Origin of the sequence: Oceanicola granulosus HTCC2516, from assembly GCF_000153305.1 — a bacterium.
Taxonomy (GTDB): Bacteria; Pseudomonadota; Alphaproteobacteria; order Rhodobacterales; family Rhodobacteraceae; genus Oceanicola; species Oceanicola granulosus.
Window position 1 is genome coordinate 58,764 of the sequence record NZ_CH724108.1, and the last position, 17,699, is coordinate 76,462.

Consider the following 17,699-nt stretch of genomic DNA (forward strand, 5'->3'; position numbering starts at 1 on the left):
GGGCGCCGGGGCGGGCGCGGCCTGGCGCGGCAGGGAGACGACCCGCGGCGCGGGCTGCACGGGGGCCGGCGCGGGCGCGGCAGCGGCCGTGCGGACCGGCTCCGGCTGCGGCGCGGGCGGTGCCTCGTCCTCGGGCGTGATCTCGGCGACCTGCTCGCCCAGAGCGGCGGCGCCGATCTCGAGCGGGTTGGGCGGCGGCGCGGTGCGCGGCGGCGGCGCGGCGGCCACGGGGCCGTCCTCGCCGGTCGGGGTGAAGCCGCAGAGCTGCTCGCGGCCCCGGTTCACCCGCGGCACCCAGGTGACGTTGCCCGAGATGCCGGCGCGGACGTAGACGCAGCCGCGGCTGTCGACGTACTGGGTGCCGGCATAGCCCGCGGGCGGCTGCTCGGAGGGCGGGCCCGGCTCGCGCAGAACTTGTGCGCCCGCCGCCTGGCCGAGAACGAGGCCGGCCGTCAGCGCCGCGAGGAAAAACTGCTTGGTCATCGACATCTGCGCCCCCACACAGGTGGAAAAATCCACCCGGAGCATGCGCAGATAATCGTTTCTTGTAAAGAGACCGGAAAGCCTATTTCGTGCCGAACATGCGGTCACCCGCATCTCCTAGCCCAGGTACAATATATCCATGGTCATCGAGCTGGTTATCCACAGCCGCTGTGATGACCGGCACGTCCGGATGCAGCTCCTTCATCCGTGCGACCCCCTCGGGGGCGGCCAGGAGGCAGAGGAAGCGGATGTTCTTCGCGCCCGCCTGCTTGAGCAGGTCGATCGCCGCCGCCGAACTGTTGCCGGTCGCGAGCATCGGGTCGACGGCGATCACCAGCCGGTCCTCGAGCCCGTCGGGCAGCTTGCAATAGTACTGAACGGGCTGCAGCGTCTGCTCGTCCCGGTAGAGTCCGACGAAGCCGACGCGGGCGGCGGGGACCAGTTCGAGGATGCCGTCGAGCAGCCCGTTGCCGGCGCGCAGAATCGACACCAGCGCGAGCTTCTTGCCCTCGATGGCGGGCGCGTCCATGCGCTCCATCGGCGTCTCGATGCTGACCGTGGTCATCGGCAGGTCGCGGGTGATCTCGTAGGCGAGCAGGTGGCTGATCTCGCGCAGCAGCCGGCGGAAGCTGTTGGTCGAGGTGGTCTTGTCGCGCATGATCGTCAGCTTGTGCTGGATCAGCGGGTGATCGACGACGGTCAGGTGTTCGCTCAACGGACGGCCTCCAGCTTCTTGGCGATGCGGGCCTTGGTATCGGCGTCGCAGAAGGCGGCGTCCAGCCCGTTGCGGCCCATCTCGGCAAAATCCTCCTCGCCCCAGCCGAAGGTGCGCTCGAGGTTGTCGAACTCGGAGACCATGTCGGTCTTGAAGAAGGGCGGATCGTCGGTCGAGACGGTGACCTTGGCGCCGCGCTCGCGCAGCCGCTGGATCGGGTGCGCCTGCCAGCTGTCGACCGCCTGCAGGAAGACGTTGGAGCCGGGGCAGACCTCGAGCGTCACCCCGTCCTCCGCGAGCCGGTCGACGAGGGCGAGGTCGTCGATGGCGTTGATGCCGTGGCCGATGCGCTCGACCTTCAGCGCGTCGAGCGTGTCGGCGACCATGTCCGGCCCGCCCCACTCGCCGGCGTGGCAGGTGAGCCGCAGCCCGGCCTCGCGGGCGGCGTCGAAGGCCCAGGCGTAGTCGCCCGGCCGGCCGACCATCTCGGCGCCCGCCATGCCGAAGCCGGTGAGGAAGGGGCCCCTGGTCTCGGCGGCGCAGATCGCGATGGGCCGCGCCCGCTCGGGGCCGAAATGGCGGATGCAGGTGACGATGCCGCGCAGGGTGATGCCGTGCGCCCGCTCCGCCTCGGCCGCCGCCTCCTCGATGGCGGCGAGGTACTCGCGCCACGCCCCCACGTCGCCGCCGCCGCAGAAGTCGGGCGACAGGAAGGTCTCGGAATAGACCACCCCCGCCTCGGCGCTCTGCTCGAGCACCGCGAGGGTCAGGCGGCGGTAATCCTCGGGGCTCTGCAGCACGGTGCAGGCGGCCTCGTAGACGGTGAGGAAGTGGGCGAAGTCGCGGTAGGCGTAGCTGCCGTCCTCGTTGAAGATGCGCGACAGGTCGACGCTCTTCTCCTGCGCGAGGCGGCGGATGAAGTCGGGCGGCGCGGCGCCCTCGTGGTGCAGGTGCAGCTCGACCTTGGGGTAGTCTCTCCAGCTCATGGGCCAGCTCCTATTCAGACGTGCGGCCGCGAGGGGCCAGCCCCTCGCGCTCCCCGGCATATTTGCGGCCAGATGAAGATCACAGGAACGAGGTGCCGGGGCCGCGTTCGGTGAGGCCCAGGTGGGCGGCGACGCTCGCGGCGACGTCGGTGAAGGCGCGCTGCCCGAGCGGGCGCGCGCCGAGGCCGTGGCAGAGCACCGGCACCCGCTCCCGGGTGTGGTCGGTCCCGATCCAGGTCGGGTCGTTGCCGTGGTCGGCGGTCACGATCAGCAGGTCGCCCGCGCGCATCCGCCCGAGCAGGTCGCCGAGGGCGGTGTCGAACCATTCGAGGTGGTCGCGGTAGCCGACCGGGTCGCGGCGGTGGCCGTAGAGGCTGTCGAACTCGACGAAGTTGGCGAAGGTGAGCGAGCCGTCCTCGGCGGTGTCGGCGAGGCGCACCAGGTGGCCCATCAGGGCGCGGTCGTCGCCCTTGGCGACATCGGTGATGCCGCGCATGGAGAAGATGTCGCCGATCTTGCCGACCGCGTGGACCGGGCGGCCGTCGGCGGCGGCCCAGTCGCACAGGGTGGGCGACGGCGGCGCGATGGCGAAGTCCTTGCGGTTCTGGGTGCGGCGGAAGTCGCCGGGGGCGCCGACGAAGGGCCGGGCGATGACGCGGCCGACCCGCATCTCGTGCAGCCGGGGGGCGAGGGCCGCGCAGAGGTCGAGCAGGCGCTCGAGCCCGAACGCCTCCTCGTGGGCGGCGATCTGGAAGACGCTGTCGACGGAGGTGTAGCAGATCGGCCAGCCCGTCTCGAGGTGACGCTCGCCCTCCTCCTCGATGATGTTGGTGCCCGACGCGTGGCGGTTGCCGAGGATGGCCCCGGTGCCGGCGAGGCGGCAGACCTCGGCGACGAGATCGGCGGGGAAGCTGTTCTCGCGGTCGGGGAAGCTGTGCCAGTCCCACGGCACCGGCACCCCGGTGAGCTCCCAGTGGCCCGAGGGCGTGTCCTTGCCGCGGCTGACCTCCGTGGCCGCGCCCCAGGCGCCCTGCCCGCTCAGCGCGAGGCCGCAATCGGCGACGCCGGAGGCGAGGTCGAGCGCCGCGCCGAGGCCGAGCCGCTCGAGCACCGGCACCTCGAGGCCGACCGCCTCGGCGATATGGCCGACGGTGTTGGCGCCGCTGTCGGGAACGCCGTCGTTGAAGAACTCGCCCGCGTCGGGCGCGCCGCCGATGCCGACGCTGTCGATGACGATCAGGAAGGCGCGGCTCATGGGTCGATCCTCGCATGGACGAGCGGCGGCGGCTCGGCGGCGGTCTCGCCGATGGTGACGGCGGCGAGGATGGCGTGGGCGGCGCGCTCGGCGCTCTCCTCGTCGCGGGCGTGCAGGGTGCAGATCGGCGCGCCGCGCTCGAGCCGGGCGCCGAGGCCGGCGAAGTCGGAAATGCCGACGGCCGGGTCGACCTTGTCGGTCTCGACCTGCCGCCCCCCGCCGAGACCGACCACCGCGAGGCCCAGCGCCTCGCCGTCGATGGCGGCGAGATGGCCGGCGACGGGCGCGGGCACCTCGCCCACCACGGGCGCGGCGGGCAGGTGGGTGCGCCAGTCGCTCTCCATGTCGGGCGGGCCGCCGAGCTCGGCGACCATGCGGGCGAAGTGGGCCATGGCGCGCCCCGAGGCGATGGCGTCGGCGACCTTCTCCTCGGCCTCGCCCTCGGCCTCGCCGGCCAGCGCCAGCAGCCGCCCGCCGAGCGCGACGGTCAGGTCGTGCAGGCGGGGTGCGGCGGCGCGGTTGCCCGAGAGCACCTCCATCGACACCGCGACCTCGAGCGCGTTGCCGAGCGCGGGCGCGAGCGGCTGGTTCATGTCGGTGATCAGCGCCGCGGTGGGGCAGCCCGCGCCGTTGGCGGTGCCGGTGAGCGACTCGGCGAGCGCGGTGGCCTCGGCGGGCGACTTCATGAACGCGCCGCTGCCGATCTTGACGTCGAGCACCAGCCCGCCGAGCCCTGCGGCGAGCTTCTTGGACAGGATCGAGGCGGTGATGAGGTCGATGCTCTCCACCGTCGCCGTCACGTCGCGCACCGCGTAGAGGCGGGCGTCGGCGGGGGCGATGCGGCCCGTCGCGCCGACGATGGCGCAGCCGGCGGCGCGGGTGACGCGGCGCAGGGTGTCGGCGTCGACCTGGGTGACGAGGCCGGGGATCGCCTCGAGCTTGTCGAGCGTGCCGCCGGTATGGCCGAGGCCGCGCCCCGAGATCATCGGCACGAACACCCCGCAGGCCGCGAGCGCCGGGGCCAGCACGAGGCTCACGCAATCGCCGACGCCGCCGGTGGAGTGCTTGTCGAGCACCGGGCCGGGCAGGTCCCAGCCGAGCACGTCGCCGCTGTCGCGCATCGCCAGCGTCAGCCCGATGCGGCCCTCGTCGGTCATGCCGTTGAGGCAGACGGCCATCGCGAAGGCCCCGGCCTGGGCGTCGCTGACGGCGCCGCTGGCGAGGCCGGCGGCGAACCAGGCGAGCTCGTCGGCGCCCGGCGTCTCGCCCTCGCGCAGCTTGCGGATGATCGCGCGCGCCTCCATCAGGTGCGGCTCATGTGGTCCTTGGCGAAGACGCCGGGGAGCAGCTCGCCCACCGTCGTCTCGAGCGTCGCGCCGTCGAGGGTGGCGAGGGTCACCGGCACGTTGGGGGCGGCGAACTCGGCGAGCTTCTGGCGGCAGCCGCCGCAGGGGGTGACGGGGGTTTCGGAATCGGAGACGACGGCCATCTCGGCGATGGCGGTGAAGCCGCCGGCGACCATCGCGGCGATCGCCCCGGCCTCGGCGCAGGTGCCTTCCGGGTAGGCGACGTTCTCGACGTTGCAGCCGGTGAAGACGGCGCCCGAGGTGGTGCGCAGCGCGGCCCCGACCTTGAAGCGGGAATACGGCGCGTGGGCGTTTTCGCGGACGGCGCGGGCGTGGTCGACGAGGGTCATCGGGCCTCTCCTGAAATCCTGCCTCAGACTGGTCCGCCGCCGATAGGGATGCAAGGGCCGAGGCGGAACCCCGAACGTGCCGTCAAGGTTGTTCCGGCAAGCCCCGCCCCCAGCCCGCCCAGAGGAGGACCGGCCATGATGCCCCCCGTGAAGACCGTGCTCGACAGCCCCGCCGCCGAGAGCGACCACGACCCCGACGCCCCGATGACGAACGACCAGGCGGTGCACCTGCGCTCGCTCTGCGAGGCGACGGGCGAGGAGTTCGATACCGCGCTGACGGAGGCGCAGGCGCATGCGCGCATCCTCGAACTGGAGGCGCAGAAGCACGACCAGCCGGACGCGCGGAAGGAGGGCTGAGATGAGCATCGCCACCCCCTTCGCCGCCCGCGCCTTCCTCGACGATCACCCGGAGTTCGACGCCGATGCCGAGATGACGGCGGTGCAGGCGACGAAGCTGCGCGAGCTGTCCGAGGCGGCGAATGAGCCGTTCGACGGCCAGCTCACCCAGTTGCAGGCGCAGCGGCGCATCGCGGCGCTCGAGGAGATGCTGGGCCGCTGACGCCCGGTTCTGTTGCACGAGGCGGCGCTTCGTGCTCTAGCATTGGTCCTGCGATCAGGCAGATGGTTTAATATTGAACCATCCGGGAGGGACCGATGAGCGATCAAGTCAAGGACAGCGCGCGGCAGGCGGCGCTCGACTACCACCGCCTGCCCAAGCCGGGCAAGCTGGAGGTGCGCGCCACCAAGCCGCTCGCCAACGGCCGCGACCTGTCCCGCGCCTACTCCCCCGGGGTCGCCGAGGCCTGCCTGGAGATCAAGGGCGACCCGCAGACCGCGTCCGACTTCACCGCCCGCGGCAACCTCGTCGCCGTGGTCTCCAACGGCACCGCCGTGCTCGGGCTCGGCGATATCGGCGCGCTGGCGTCGAAGCCGGTGATGGAGGGCAAGGCGGTCCTGTTCAAGAAGTTCGCCAACATCGACTGCTTCGACATCGAGCTCGACGAGCGCGACCCGGAGAAGCTCGCCGAGATCGTCTGCGCGCTCGAACCGACCTTCGGCGCGATCAATCTCGAGGACATCAAGGCGCCCGATTGCTTCATCGTCGAGAAGATCTGCCGCGAGCGGATGGGCATCCCCGTCTTCCACGACGACCAGCACGGCACCGCCATCGTCGTCGGCGCGGCGACGACGAACGCGCTGCGCGTCGCGGGCAAGCGGTTCGAGGACATCAAGGTCGTCTCGACCGGCGGCGGCGCGGCGGGGATCGCCTGCCTCAACATGCTGCTCAAGCTCGGGGTGAAGCGCGAGAACGTCTGGCTCTGCGACATCGCCGGTCTGGTCCACGAGGGCCGCGAGGAGGAGATGACGCCGCAGAAGGCGGAGTTCGCCCAAGGCACCGAGCCGCGCCAGCTCGGCGACGTGATCGACGGCGCCGACCTGTTCCTCGGCCTGTCGGGGCCGAACGTGCTCAAGCCCGAGATGGTGGCGAAGATGGCGGGGACGCCGATCATCTTCGCCCTCGCCAATCCGACGCCCGAGATCATGCCCGACGCCGCCCGCGAGGTCGCGCCGGACGCGATTATCGCCACCGGGCGCAGCGATTTCCCGAACCAGGTCAACAACGTCCTGTGCTTTCCGTTCATCTTCCGCGGCGCGCTCGACGTCGGCGCGACGGAGATCAACGACGCGATGCAGATCGCCTGCATCGAGGGCATCGCCGCCCTCGCCCGCGCCACCACCAGTGCCGAGGCGGCGGCGGCCTATCACGGCGAGCAGCTCACCTTCGGCGCCGACTACCTCATCCCCAAGCCCTTCGACCCGCGCCTGATGGGCGTCGTCGCCAGCGCCGTCGCCCGCGCCGCGATCGAGGCCGGCGTTGCCGCGCGCCCGCTCGCCGACATGGACGCCTACAAGCGCAAGCTCGACAGCTCCGTCTTCAAGTCGGCCCTGCTGATGCGCCCGGTCTTCGACGCGGCGGCCACGGCGGCGCGGCGGATCGTGTTCGCCGAGGGCGAGGACGAACGGGTGCTGCGCTGTGCGCAGGCGGTGCTCGAGGAGACGCCGGAGACGCCGATCCTGATCGGCCGTCCCGAGGTTATCGCCACCCGCTGCGAGCGGCTCGGCCTGACGATCCGGCCCGAGCGCGACTTCAACATCGTCAACCCGGAGAACGACCCGCGCTACCGCGACTACTGGGGCACCTACCACGAGCTGATGGCCCGCAAGGGCGTCACCCCCGATCTCGCCAAGGCGGTGATGCGCACCAACACCACCGCCATCGGCGCGGTGATGGTCCACCGCGAGGAGGCCGACAGCCTGATTTGCGGCACCTTCGGGCAGTACCTGTGGCACCTGAACTACGTCACCCAGGTGCTCGGCACCGAGGCGCTGCGCCCGGTCGGGGCGCTGTCGATGATGATCCTCGAGGACGGCCCGCTGTTCATCGCCGACACGCAGGTCCATGCCGAGCCGACGCCCGAGCAGATCGCGGAGACCGCCATCGGCGCGGCCCGCCACGTCCGCCGCTTCGGCCTCGCCCCGGCCATCGCGCTCTGCTCGCACTCGCAGTTCGGCAACCTCGACAACGAGACCGGCCGGCGGATGCGCGCGGCGGTGGCGCTGCTCGACAGCGAGCCGCGCGACTTCTGCTACGAGGGCGAGATGAACGTCGACGCCGCGCTCGACCGGGAACTGCGCGACCGGGTCTTCCCCGACAGCCGCATGACCGGCGCGGCCAACGTGCTGATCTTCGCCAATTCCGACGCCGCCTCGGGGGTGCGCAACATCCTCAAGATGAAGGGCGGCGGCCTCGAGGTGGGGCCGATCCTGATGGGGCTGGGCAACCGCGCCCACATCGTCACCCCCTCGATCACCGCGCGCGGCCTGCTCAACATGTCGGCCATCGCCGGCACACCCGTCTCGCACTACGGCTGAGGCCTACTCGAACGGCACCAGCCGCCCCTCGCGCCAGACGAAGCGGCGGGCGCAGCGCCGTTCGGTGCAGGATTCGTCCTTCATCGACAGGGTGACGACGGTCTCCGTCGTCGCCGTCTCGTAGTCGCCCTCGTAGGCGAGCAGGTAGCTGCCGTCGGGCTGGCCGAGGTAGATGCGGGTCGGGCAGACGGGGATGTCGCAATAGAGGTAGGGGACGTTGACGCACTCCGCCTCGCCGAAATCGACCTCCATGTCCTCGAGCCCGTCGCCGTTCAGGTCGCGCGGGCGGGCGAAGCCGTGCTGCACCTCGACCATCGCGCCGCCCCGCTCGCGGCAGAGCGCGCGGATCTCGGTGAGGGTCTCGAAGGCCGGGTCGCTGACGCCCACCTGCGCCACCGACGGCTCGGGCGGCGCTTCGGGCGCGGCCTCCGGTTCGGCGCCCGGCGCGGTGGCGACCTCTTCCGGCTCCGACGGCGTCGCCGCCGGCGGCTCGGACTCAGGCGTGGGATCGGGCGCCGGCGCGGGCTCGGCGACGACCAGCGGCGCGGGCGCCTCCAGCGGGCAGGCGGCGAAGGCGCGGTCGATGGCGTCGCTCGAGCCGTTCAGCCCGAACGGCCGGTTGGCGCGGATCGGGCGGTTGATGATGGTGAAGGTCGCCACGTTGCCCCGCTTCAGCCCGGCCACCAGCACCCCGTCGCGGCGCGGCAGGTAGGGCGCGCGGAACACCCCGGCCTCCCCCGGCACCGCCTCGAGCACCAGCTCGCCCGCCTGGCGGTAATCGACCGTCCACAGCCCCTCGAGCCGCGCCTGGCTCTCGCGCGGGGTGAGCCGGATCAGGAAGCCGATCCCGTCGCCGGTGTCGCAGCCGATCTCGATGCAGAAGTAGCCGCCCGCCTCGATGGGGCCGAACGGACAGTTGCGCGCCGCCTGCCGCTCGTCGGTCCGGTAGAAATCCCACCTCTCCTGCGCCGAAGCGGCCCCCGCCAGCGTCAGAAGAGCGAACAGCAATGGCATCAGGCGCATCTGGAAGACTCCCCGTGGCCCACGCCTCCAGAGAGCACAGCCCGCCGCGCCGCGCAACGCGCCCGCGCTTGCCGCGCCCGCGCCCTGCCGCTTACGGTGAGGGCGGGAGCAGGAGGAGACAGGGCATGGGCTACCGCGAGGTCTACGACACGTGGACGGCAGACCCGGAAGGGTTCTGGATGGAGGCGGCACGGGCCATCGACTGGGACCGTCCCCCGAGCCGCGCGCTGTTCGACGACAACGCGCCCTTCTACGAGTGGTTCGCCGACGCCCGCGTCAACACCTGCCACAACGCCGTCGACCGCCACGTCGCCGCCGGCCACGGCGCGCGGATCGCGCTGATCCACGACAGCCCCGTCACCGGCACCGTCCGCCACATCTCCTACGCCGAGCTGCAGGACCAGGTCGCCCGCCTCGCCGGGGTGCTCGCGGCGCGCGGCGTCGGGCTCGGCGACCGGGTGGTGATCTACATGCCGATGGTGCCCGAGGCGGTGGTGGCGATGCTCGCCTGCGCGCGGCTCGGGGCGATCCACTCGGTCGTGTTCGGCGGCTTCGCCAGCCACGAACTCGCCGTGCGGATCGACGACGCCCGGCCCAGGGCGATCATCGCCGGCTCCTGCGGCATCGAGCCGACCCGCACCATCGCCTACATGCCGCTGATCGAGGGGGCGCTCGCCGAGGCGACGCACCAGCCCGACTTCTGCGTCATCTTCCAGCGCGACCAATGCCCCGCCGAGCTGCGCGCGGGCCGCGACATCGACTGGGCCGAGGCGGTGCGCAGCGCCGAGCCGGCCCCCTGCGTGCCCGTGGACGGCAACCACCCGGCCTACATCCTCTACACCTCCGGCACGACGGGCCAGCCCAAGGGCGTGGTGCGCGCCACCGCCGGGCACCTCGTCGCGCTCGGCTGGACGATGAAGAACATCTACAACGTCGACCCCGGCGAGGTCTTCTGGGCGGCGTCGGACGTCGGCTGGGTCGTGGGCCACAGCTACATCTGCTACGCGCCGCTGATCCACGGCAACACCAGCGTCGTCTTCGAGGGCAAGCCCGTCGGCACGCCCGACGCCGGCACCTTCTGGCGGGTCATCGCCGAGCACGGGGTGAAGAGCTTCTTCACCGCCCCCACCGCCTTCCGCGCGATCAAGCGCGAAGACCCGGAGGGCCGCCTCATCGAGGCGCACGACATCTCCGGCCTGCGCGCGCTCTACCTCGCGGGTGAGCGCGCCGATCCCGACACCATCGAGTGGGCGCAGCGGGTGATGAAGGTGCCGGTCTACGATCACTGGTGGCAGACCGAGACCGGCTGGACCATCGCGGGCAATCCCGTGGGGATCGAGCCGCTGCCGGTGAAGATCGGCTCGCCGACCGTGCCGATGCCCGGCTACGACGTGCGCATCCTCGATCGCGACGGCGCGGAGGTGCCTCCCGGCACCCTCGGCGCCATCGCCATCAAGCTGCCCCTGCCCCCGGGCACCCTGCCCGGCCTCTGGAACGCCAACGAGCGCTTCCGCTCCGCCTACCTGTCGCGCTTCGCGGGCTTCTACGAGACCGGCGACGCGGGGATGAAGGACGAAGACGGCTACCTCTGGATCATGGCGCGCACCGACGACGTCATCAACGTCGCCGGCCACCGGCTTTCGACGGGGGCGATGGAGGAGGTGCTCGCCGGCCATCCGGACGTCGCCGAGTGCGCGGTGGTGGGCGTCGCCGACGCGGTGAAGGGTCAGCTGCCGATGGGGTTCCTGTGCCTCAACAAGGGCTGCACGCGGCCGCACGACGAGATCGTCGCCGAGTGCGTCGCCCGCGTGCGCGAGCGCATCGGCCCGGTGGCGGCGTTCAAGCTCGCGGCGGTCGTGGAGCGGCTGCCCAAGACCCGCTCGGGCAAGATCCTGCGCGCCACGATGGCGAAGGTCGCCGAGGGCGCCGAGATGCGGGTGCCCGCCACCATCGACGACCCGGCCATCCTCGACGAGATCCGCGCCGCGATCCGTCCGCTCGGCTACGGGGGCGGCTGAGCCATAAAAAGGCGCCCAGCCGAGGCCGGGCGCAGGTGACGGAGAAACTGACGGCGGGACAGCGCGGCGTCAGAACCCGTAGACGAAGGTCAGGCCCGCCTGCCCGCCCGTCTGCACGACGTGGGCGGCGGTGTTGCGGCCGGACTGGAACATGCCATGCGCGTTGTTGCAGCCGCGCTGGGACAGGGTGCCGGTGTGGTTGCGGCCGCGCTGCTCGATGAGGCCGGTGTTGCAGTTGCCCTGCTGGTAGAGCCCGGCGGCGTTGTCGATGCCGCGCTGGGTCACCTCGCCGTTCGTCTCGTAATCCTTGTGCAGCATGTAGAGCGCGAGTCCGAGCCGGATCAGCGCGTCCTCCTCGGCCGTCGTCGGCGTGATCGACACGGCGATCTGCTCGGCGGCGGCCGGGGGCGCGGCGGCGGTGAGGGCGGAGAGGCTCAGGGCGGCGGTGAGGGCGAGGGAACGGAGCATGGCAGCAATCCTTTGGGTTTGAATTCCTTGATCGGACGGGCCGGGAGCAGGCGGCCCGCGCGTGTCAGCCGGTGATGGGGCAGATCATCGTGCGGCCGTCGACGGTGAGCGTGAGGGTGCCGGAGACGTCGCTGGCCGACCCGCTGAGTTCGGCCGATCCGACCCGGGCCGTCTCGCCGACAGCGACGGTGAAGCCCCCGCCCTGCTGGATCTGGGCGCTGTTGCCGCCCGTCTTGACGAGGTCGAGCATGTAGCTCCCCGACAGCGGCGTCTCGGACTGGACGAGGCCCTCGATGGCGATCATCCCGCCGGTCTGGCGCACCTGGAGCGCGCAGCGCAGCGGCGCGGGGGCGATGTCCTTGGTGACGGGGCCGGCGATGGTCTCGCCGTTGGCGCTGGTCACCGCCGGAACGGCGCAGGCGGCGGCGACGACGGTGGCGGCGGAGGCGGCGAGGGCGCGGAGCGAAGTGGGCATGGCGGTATCCTTTCGGCGAGGCGTTGAGGGGCTGGGCGGTGCGCCGCATCGGCGGCGCACCGGCCGAGGTGCGGCGGTCAGTCCTGGACGATGACCGTGACGTTGCCGCTGCCGTACTGGCGGGTGTTGGCGCGGTTGCCGTGGCCGGCCTGGATGATGGCCGAGGCGTTGCAGCCGCCCGACTGGGTGGCGCGGGCGCGGTTATGGCCGCCGAACTGGGCGATCCCGGAGACGTTGCACGAGCCGAACTGCTGGGTATTGGCGCTGTTGCGGTGGCCGTTCTGGCCGACCACGGCGCGGTTGCGGCGACCGTCCTGGGTGGAGATCGAGCTGTTGCTCCAGCCGTCCTGCTCCACCGTCAGGCGGTTGCCGAACCCGTACTGGCCGCCGCCGACCTCGTTGTGCGTGCCCCACTGGACGATGCGGCTGTGGTTGCGGTCGGCGAAGGAGGGGGTGGCGCCCAGGGAAAGGGCCAGGGCGAGGGTGGCGGACTTGAAGACGGTGACGAGTTGCATGGCGTTGTCCTTCGTGTGTGTGGCGCTGTGGCAGCGAGGGTTGCGTCTGGTCTTGCAGGTGGCCCGCTGTTGGTCGGGCCGTTCGATGAGACGATGAGGGGGCAGGGCGGCGAGGCAGACAATATCCCGCCCCGGCTAGGGCATGACCGGGCGCGCGCTAGGGCATGTCAGGGGGCGTGATATCGGATAACACGACCGGATCCCGCCGCCGGGGCGGGCTCGAAAACACAGCAGTGTCAGTAGCTTGACCGGAGCGCGCGCCTAGACGAACTGCTCGCGGATCAGCCGCTCCTCGAGCCCGTGTCCCGGATCGAACAGGATCCGGTGCCGCACCTCGGGCGCGCTTTTTATTTCCACCAGCGCCACGTCGGAGACAGATCGTGAGTCTGCGTCGGCCATGACTGGCCTTTTCTCCGGCTCCAGCACCTCGAGCCGCACCGTCGCATCGCTTGGAATCAGCGCGCCTCGCCAGCGGCGGGGGCGGAAAGCGGCGACGGCGGTGATCGCCAGCACCTTGGAATCGATCGGCAGGATCGGGCCGTGGGCGGAGTAGTTGTAGGCGGTCGAGCCCGCCGGCGTCGCCACCAGCGCGCCGTCGCAGACCAGCTCGGCCATGCGCAGCTTGTCGTCGACCGTGATGCGCAGCTTCGCCGCCTGCGGGCCCGCGCGCAGCAGCGAGACCTCGTTGATCGCGAGCGCCTCGTGGCGGCTGCCGTCGACCGTGGTGGCGATCATGCGCAGCGGGTAGATCACCGCCTCCTCGGCCGCCGCGAGCCGCCCGATCAGCCCGTCGCGGCGGTACTCGTTCATCAGGAATCCGACCGTCCCGCGATTCATCCCGTAGACCGGCGCCGGCAGCCCCTCGGTGGCGTGGAGCGTCTGCAGCATGAAGCCGTCGCCGCCGAGCGCGACGATGATGTCGGCCTGAGCGCAGGGCACGTCGCCATGGGCCGCCGCCAGCGCCTCGCGCGCTTCCTCGGCGATCGGCGAGCGGCTGGCGCAAAAGGCGATGCGCGGCGTGCTGGTCATTTGGTCGGCTACCCCCGGTTTCCGCGGCAGCCTGCCCCGGCGCGGATCGGAAAGGCAAGCTGCCGATCCGGTCGCCGCCGCTTCCACGCAGGTCGGTTTCGCCCTTTTGACCCCTGCCCCGCCCCGCTAGAAGGAGCGCGACCACGCCCCGCGAGATACGGAGACCTCCAGATGAGCGCGCCCACCAGAGACGACGACGGCTTCTTCACCGAGAAACTCGCGGGCCGCGACCCCGAGATCTGGGGCGCGATCCAGAAGGAGCTGGGCCGCCAGCGCAACGAGATCGAGCTGATCGCGTCGGAAAACATCGTCTCCGCCGCCGTGCTCGAGGCGCAGGGCTCGGTGATGACCAACAAGTACGCCGAGGGCTATCCGGGCCGGCGCTACTACGGCGGCTGCCAGTATGTCGACATCGCCGAGAACCTGGCCATCGAGCGCGCCTGCGAACTCTTCGAGTGCGAGTTCGCCAACGTGCAGCCCAACTCCGGCAGCCAGGCCAATCAGGGCGTCTACACCGCCCTGCTCCAGCCCGGCGACACGATCCTCGGCATGAGCCTCGACGCCGGCGGCCACCTGACCCACGGCGCGCGGCCCAACCAGTCGGGCAAGTGGTTCAACGCGGTGCAGTACGGCGTGCGCAAGCAGGACAGCCAGATCGACTACGACCAGATCCAGCAGCTCGCCACCGAGCACCGGCCCAAGATGCTGATCGCCGGCGGCTCGGCCATCCCCCGCATCATCGACTTCGCCCGCATGCGCGAGATCGCCGACAGCGTCGGCGCGCTGCTGCTCGTGGACATGGCGCACTTCGCCGGCCTCGTGGCGGCGGGCATCTATCCCTCGCCCTTCCCGCACGCCCACGTCGCCACCACCACCACACACAAGACCTTGCGCGGGCCCCGCGGCGGGATGATCCTGACCAACGACGCCGACATCTCGAAGAAGGTGAACTCCGCCATCTTCCCCGGCATCCAGGGCGGCCCGCTGATGCACGTGATCGCGGGCAAGGCCGTGGCCTTCGGCGAGGCGCTGCGCCCCGAGTTCAAGACCTATCAGGAACAGGTCGTCGCCAACGCCCGCGCGCTGGCCGACCAGCTGATGAAGGGCGGGCTCGACATCGTCACCGGCGGCACCGACAGCCACCTGATGCTCGTCGACCTGCGGCCCAAGGCGGTCAAGGGCAACGCCACCGAGAAGGCGCTCAACCGCGCCCACATCACGACCAACAAGAACGGCATCCCCTTCGATCCCGAAAAGCCCACCGTCACCTCCGGCATCCGCCTCGGCACGCCGGCGGGCACCACGCGCGGTTTCGGCGAGGAGGAGTTCCGCCAGGTCGGCGACTGGATCGTCGAGGTGGTCGACGGGCTCGCGGCCAACGGCGAGGACAGCAACGGCGAGGTCGAGGCCAAGGTGCGGGCCGAGGTGGAGGCGCTGTGCGAGCGCTTCCCGCTCTACCCGACCCTGTGAGCCTCAACGCCGACATCTACGGCGAGGAGGGCGAGCCGCTCCTCCTCGTCCACGGCCTCTTCGGCTCGGCGCGCAACTTCGGCGTGCTGGCCCGGCGGCTGTCGGACCGCTGGCAGGTCACCGTCCCCGACCAGCGCAACCACGGGCTAAGCCCCTGGCACGACAGCCATTCCTACTTCGACATGGCCCAGGACCTCGCCCCCCTGGCGGGCGGCGACGTGGTGGGGCACTCGATGGGCGGCAAGGCTGCGATGGTGCTGGCGCTGACCCGGCCCGAGCGGGTCCGCCGGCTCATCGTCGCCGACATCGCCCCCGTCGCCTATGGCCACACGCAGGCGCACCTGGTGGAGGCGATGGCGGCGCTGGATCCGGACCAGCCGACGCGGAGCGCGGCGCGCGAGGCGCTGCAGGTGGACGAGAGCGTGCGGGATTTCCTGTTGCAGAGCCTGGACTTGCGCGAAAAGCGCTGGCGGCTCAACCTCGACGTCCTGGGCCGCGAGATGGACAGGATCCTCGGCTTCCCGGACATCGACGCCACCTACGACGGCCCCACGCTCTTCCTGTCAGGCGCCGAGAGCGACTACGTCCTCCCCGAGCACCGCGACCGGATCAAGGCGCTGTTTCCGCAGGCGAAATTTGCCAAGCTCCCCGGCGCCGGCCACTGGCTTCACGCGGAGAAGCCGCGCGAGTTCGAGGCGACGATCCGGGCGTTCTTCGCCTAGCGGCTGCGCACGCGGACCGGCTTGTACTCCTCGGTCGGCGAGCGGCTGGCAGCGAAGCCCACGGCAAGGGCGGCGGCGGCGGCGATGGCGATCAGGCTGAACATGTGAGGTCTCCCTTTGGAGAGGAGAACCCGGCAGGGTGGCCCGCGGTTCCTGCGGCACCGCGCGTGCACCCGCGATGCACCCGACGTGCACCGCGCGCCCCGCTTACCCGATCTTGACGCCCGCGCTCCAGACTGGCGCCGCCACACCGTCCGAGGAGCCCCAGATGACCCACGCCCGCCGCCGCCTGCAGGAGATCGCCACGCTCTGGGCCGACATCGCCAGCGACACCCAGCACCCCGAACTGCTCGCCGCCCGCCTGCCCCACGGCTGGGGCGAGATCGACGACCGCCCTGAGCCGCCCCAGACCCGCGTCACCCTGCGCATCGACCGCGACGTGGCGAAGTGGTTCCGCAGCTACGGGACCGGCTACCAGAAGATCGTCGCCCGCGTGCTGCGCGCCTACATGCTCGCCCGCCAGACCGAACTCCTCGGCGCGCCCCCGCCCCGCCCCCCGGCCCTCACCGACGCGCAGCGCGACGACCTGCGCCGGGAACGGATCCTCGCGGGGATGCTGGAGGAGGTCCGCGCCCGGCGGCTGTCCCGGCGCGGGCAGGACGGGAACCGCGGCCGGCCGCCGGGGTTGGACGAGGAAAACGAAAGGTGAACACCATGACCGACGACCACACCCACGCCGACCCGAAGACCCACCCCCGCGGCAACGCCGAGAAGGACCCGGAAGACTGGGTCAGCGGCGACGAGCCGATGACGGGCGCGCAGGCGAGCTACCTCAAGACGCTGTGCGAACAGACGGGGGAGACGTTCGAGGCGGAGCTGACGAAGGCGGAGGCGTCGGAGCGGATTGATGCGTTGAAGGGGGCGCGGTAGGGGGGCGGTGGAAGAACCTACTCGATTACGTCGTCGTGGTCTTCTTCTGGACCAATCCGCTGCGGTGCATCAGATACATTAGGCAGTTCACCTATGTCTAATTCGGCATAATCCCGAGCAACAGCGAAGACCTTAAGTCGCTTTTTCCTTCCATCAGGAGCATCGACCGAAGTGAAAGCGCAGACTGCCTCCATCTTCTCGTCAAATTTTCCCTTTTCCCGAAGCGCGTAAGATCGAGCGGCATCAACAATAACGGTTAGCGACTTCCTGTCCGCATCAGGCAATAAGTCGAAGGTGTAGGCTTGCTCGTCTTCTAGATCGAAAAGTCGGCCTGTCCGGTTTCGACCGTCGAAGCTTGTCACTAAAAACCTTTGCGAACGCGCCTCGTCGTTGAAGATGCTCTCATGCATATAATCTTTGCTTTGGCGATCTAGAACAATCTGGTTCCCATCTCCAACCACCGAGATCTGGATCGCCCCAGCGCCATGATTGATCACGGAATGTGAGCGGCGGACGGCTGGCTCGGCAGCCTGAATGAGTGCACCAAGATCTCCAGAACTGAACCTTCCATCCCCCTCCGCCTCTTCTATCTCTCGATTTCCAGCTAATCCAGTTGCACGTTTAAATACAGTCTCAATCAATTTCCATGAAGCGTTGCTCAAACCCTTGCCATATACTTCCACGAAGTAAGGCGCGAACTCGGAGAAATCGTAGACGAATTCGAACGAACCCGGCCTCGTCTCCTTCAGCAGCACTTCAGTTTCAAGATCTTTGAAGTTTCGCCGTCTGATCTCACCGGTTTGCGCGAAATGAATGATCATCATCAACGCTTGAGAGATAGCGTGGGCGCTATCGAGCGCGGTGAAGGCAGGCACGTAGTGCAGATCAGCAGAGCCCCCATCTAACTTAACTACAAGCTCGACTCTCTCCGCAGCCATGTGTCCATTAACCCCTGAAGCAACTAGCTAATTAGCCAAAGA

Annotated in this window: 19 protein-coding genes and 1 pseudogene; 8 read left to right on the plus strand and 12 right to left on the minus strand. The window is 70.3% G+C overall.

Annotated elements, in window-relative coordinates; genetic code table 11:
- The 6 genes and pseudogenes from OG2516_RS20760 to OG2516_RS12760 form a co-directional block, all read right to left on the minus strand.
- Positions 1–483 (minus strand): annotated as a pseudogene (locus OG2516_RS20760) (SPOR domain-containing protein); the annotation flags it as partial.
- 82 nt (positions 484–565) lie between these two features.
- Positions 566–1,198 carry a uracil phosphoribosyltransferase gene (upp, locus tag OG2516_RS12740; protein WP_007256093.1) on the minus strand — a complete coding sequence of 211 codons (633 nt, stop codon included), beginning with the start codon at positions 1,196–1,198 and terminating at the stop codon, positions 566–568.
- Complete coding sequence (locus OG2516_RS12745; protein ID WP_007256094.1) at positions 1,195–2,184, minus strand: adenosine deaminase; 990 nt, start codon at positions 2,182–2,184, stop codon at positions 1,195–1,197. The genes upp and OG2516_RS12745 overlap by 4 nt, the downstream gene beginning before the upstream one ends.
- A gap of 79 nt (positions 2,185–2,263) precedes the next feature.
- A complete protein-coding gene (locus tag OG2516_RS12750) occupies positions 2,264–3,439 on the minus strand; it encodes a phosphopentomutase (protein ID WP_007256095.1) in 1,176 nt (391 codons plus the stop codon).
- Entirely contained in the window at positions 3,436–4,743 is a 1,308-nt protein-coding gene (locus tag OG2516_RS12755; protein ID WP_007256096.1) for a thymidine phosphorylase, read from the minus strand. The genes OG2516_RS12750 and OG2516_RS12755 overlap by 4 nt, the downstream gene beginning before the upstream one ends.
- Complete coding sequence (locus OG2516_RS12760; RefSeq protein ID WP_007256097.1) at positions 4,743–5,135, minus strand: cytidine deaminase; 393 nt, start codon at positions 5,133–5,135, stop codon at positions 4,743–4,745. Before OG2516_RS12760 ends, OG2516_RS12755 begins: the two co-directional genes overlap by 1 nt.
- Before the next feature lie 135 nt (positions 5,136–5,270).
- Here OG2516_RS12760 and OG2516_RS12765 point away from each other — a divergent pair, with 135 nt between their 5' ends.
- The 3 genes from OG2516_RS12765 to OG2516_RS12775 all read left to right on the plus strand — a co-directional run bounded on the left by OG2516_RS12765 (position 5,271) and on the right by OG2516_RS12775 (position 8,069).
- On the plus strand, positions 5,271–5,492 hold the full coding sequence (locus OG2516_RS12765; protein ID WP_007256098.1) for a DUF3072 domain-containing protein: 222 nt from the start codon (positions 5,271–5,273) through the stop codon (positions 5,490–5,492).
- A gap of 1 nt (position 5,493) precedes the next feature.
- Complete coding sequence (locus OG2516_RS12770; protein WP_007256099.1) at positions 5,494–5,694, plus strand: DUF3072 domain-containing protein; 201 nt, start codon at positions 5,494–5,496, stop codon at positions 5,692–5,694.
- A gap of 95 nt (positions 5,695–5,789) precedes the next feature.
- Entirely contained in the window at positions 5,790–8,069 is a 2,280-nt protein-coding gene (locus tag OG2516_RS12775; RefSeq protein ID WP_007256100.1) for an NADP-dependent malic enzyme, read from the plus strand.
- 3 nt (positions 8,070–8,072) lie between these two features.
- Here OG2516_RS12775 and OG2516_RS12780 read toward each other — a convergent pair whose 3' ends face one another.
- Positions 8,073–9,083, minus strand: a complete 1,011-nt coding sequence (locus OG2516_RS12780; RefSeq protein WP_192808381.1) for a hypothetical protein — start codon at positions 9,081–9,083, stop codon at positions 8,073–8,075.
- A 134-nt stretch (positions 9,084–9,217) separates the two neighbouring features.
- On the opposite strand from OG2516_RS12780, the gene OG2516_RS12785 reads away from it, so the two are divergent.
- A complete protein-coding gene (locus tag OG2516_RS12785) occupies positions 9,218–11,110 on the plus strand; it encodes a propionyl-CoA synthetase (RefSeq protein ID WP_007256102.1) in 1,893 nt (630 codons plus the stop codon).
- Positions 11,111–11,179: 69 nt separating this feature from the next.
- Here OG2516_RS12785 and OG2516_RS12790 read toward each other — a convergent pair whose 3' ends face one another.
- The 4 genes from OG2516_RS12790 to OG2516_RS12805 form a co-directional block, all read right to left on the minus strand.
- Positions 11,180–11,578 (minus strand): hypothetical protein, encoded by a 399-nt coding sequence (locus tag OG2516_RS12790; RefSeq protein WP_007256103.1) that lies wholly within the window; start codon positions 11,576–11,578, stop codon positions 11,180–11,182.
- Between the two features lie 64 nt (positions 11,579–11,642).
- Complete coding sequence (gene csgH / locus OG2516_RS12795) at positions 11,643–12,053, minus strand: curli-like amyloid fiber formation chaperone CsgH (protein WP_007256104.1); 411 nt, start codon at positions 12,051–12,053, stop codon at positions 11,643–11,645.
- 77 nt (positions 12,054–12,130) lie between these two features.
- The gene (locus OG2516_RS12800) at positions 12,131–12,568 is read right to left on the minus strand and encodes a hypothetical protein (RefSeq protein ID WP_007256105.1); all 438 of its coding nucleotides are present in this window, start codon (positions 12,566–12,568) and stop codon (positions 12,131–12,133) included.
- 261 nt (positions 12,569–12,829) lie between these two features.
- Positions 12,830–13,597 (minus strand): NAD kinase, encoded by a 768-nt coding sequence (locus OG2516_RS12805; protein WP_007256106.1) that lies wholly within the window; start codon positions 13,595–13,597, stop codon positions 12,830–12,832.
- A gap of 171 nt (positions 13,598–13,768) precedes the next feature.
- On the opposite strand from OG2516_RS12805, the gene glyA reads away from it, so the two are divergent.
- The 4 genes from glyA to OG2516_RS12825 all read left to right on the plus strand — a co-directional run bounded on the left by glyA (position 13,769) and on the right by OG2516_RS12825 (position 16,719).
- Complete coding sequence (gene glyA, locus OG2516_RS12810; protein WP_007256107.1) at positions 13,769–15,067, plus strand: serine hydroxymethyltransferase; 1,299 nt, start codon at positions 13,769–13,771, stop codon at positions 15,065–15,067.
- Entirely contained in the window at positions 15,064–15,789 is a 726-nt protein-coding gene (locus tag OG2516_RS12815; protein ID WP_007256108.1) for an alpha/beta fold hydrolase, read from the plus strand. The genes glyA and OG2516_RS12815 overlap by 4 nt, the downstream gene beginning before the upstream one ends.
- A gap of 268 nt (positions 15,790–16,057) precedes the next feature.
- On the plus strand, positions 16,058–16,498 hold the full coding sequence (locus OG2516_RS19035) for a BrnA antitoxin family protein (protein ID WP_007256110.1): 441 nt from the start codon (positions 16,058–16,060) through the stop codon (positions 16,496–16,498).
- Between the two features lie 5 nt (positions 16,499–16,503).
- On the plus strand, positions 16,504–16,719 hold the full coding sequence (locus OG2516_RS12825; RefSeq protein ID WP_040615963.1) for a DUF3072 domain-containing protein: 216 nt from the start codon (positions 16,504–16,506) through the stop codon (positions 16,717–16,719).
- 17 nt (positions 16,720–16,736) lie between these two features.
- Here OG2516_RS12825 and OG2516_RS19990 read toward each other — a convergent pair whose 3' ends face one another.
- Positions 16,737–17,657, minus strand: a complete 921-nt coding sequence (locus tag OG2516_RS19990) for a DUF7946 domain-containing protein (protein ID WP_156799376.1) — start codon at positions 17,655–17,657, stop codon at positions 16,737–16,739.
- Positions 17,658–17,699: the final 42 nt, after the last annotated feature.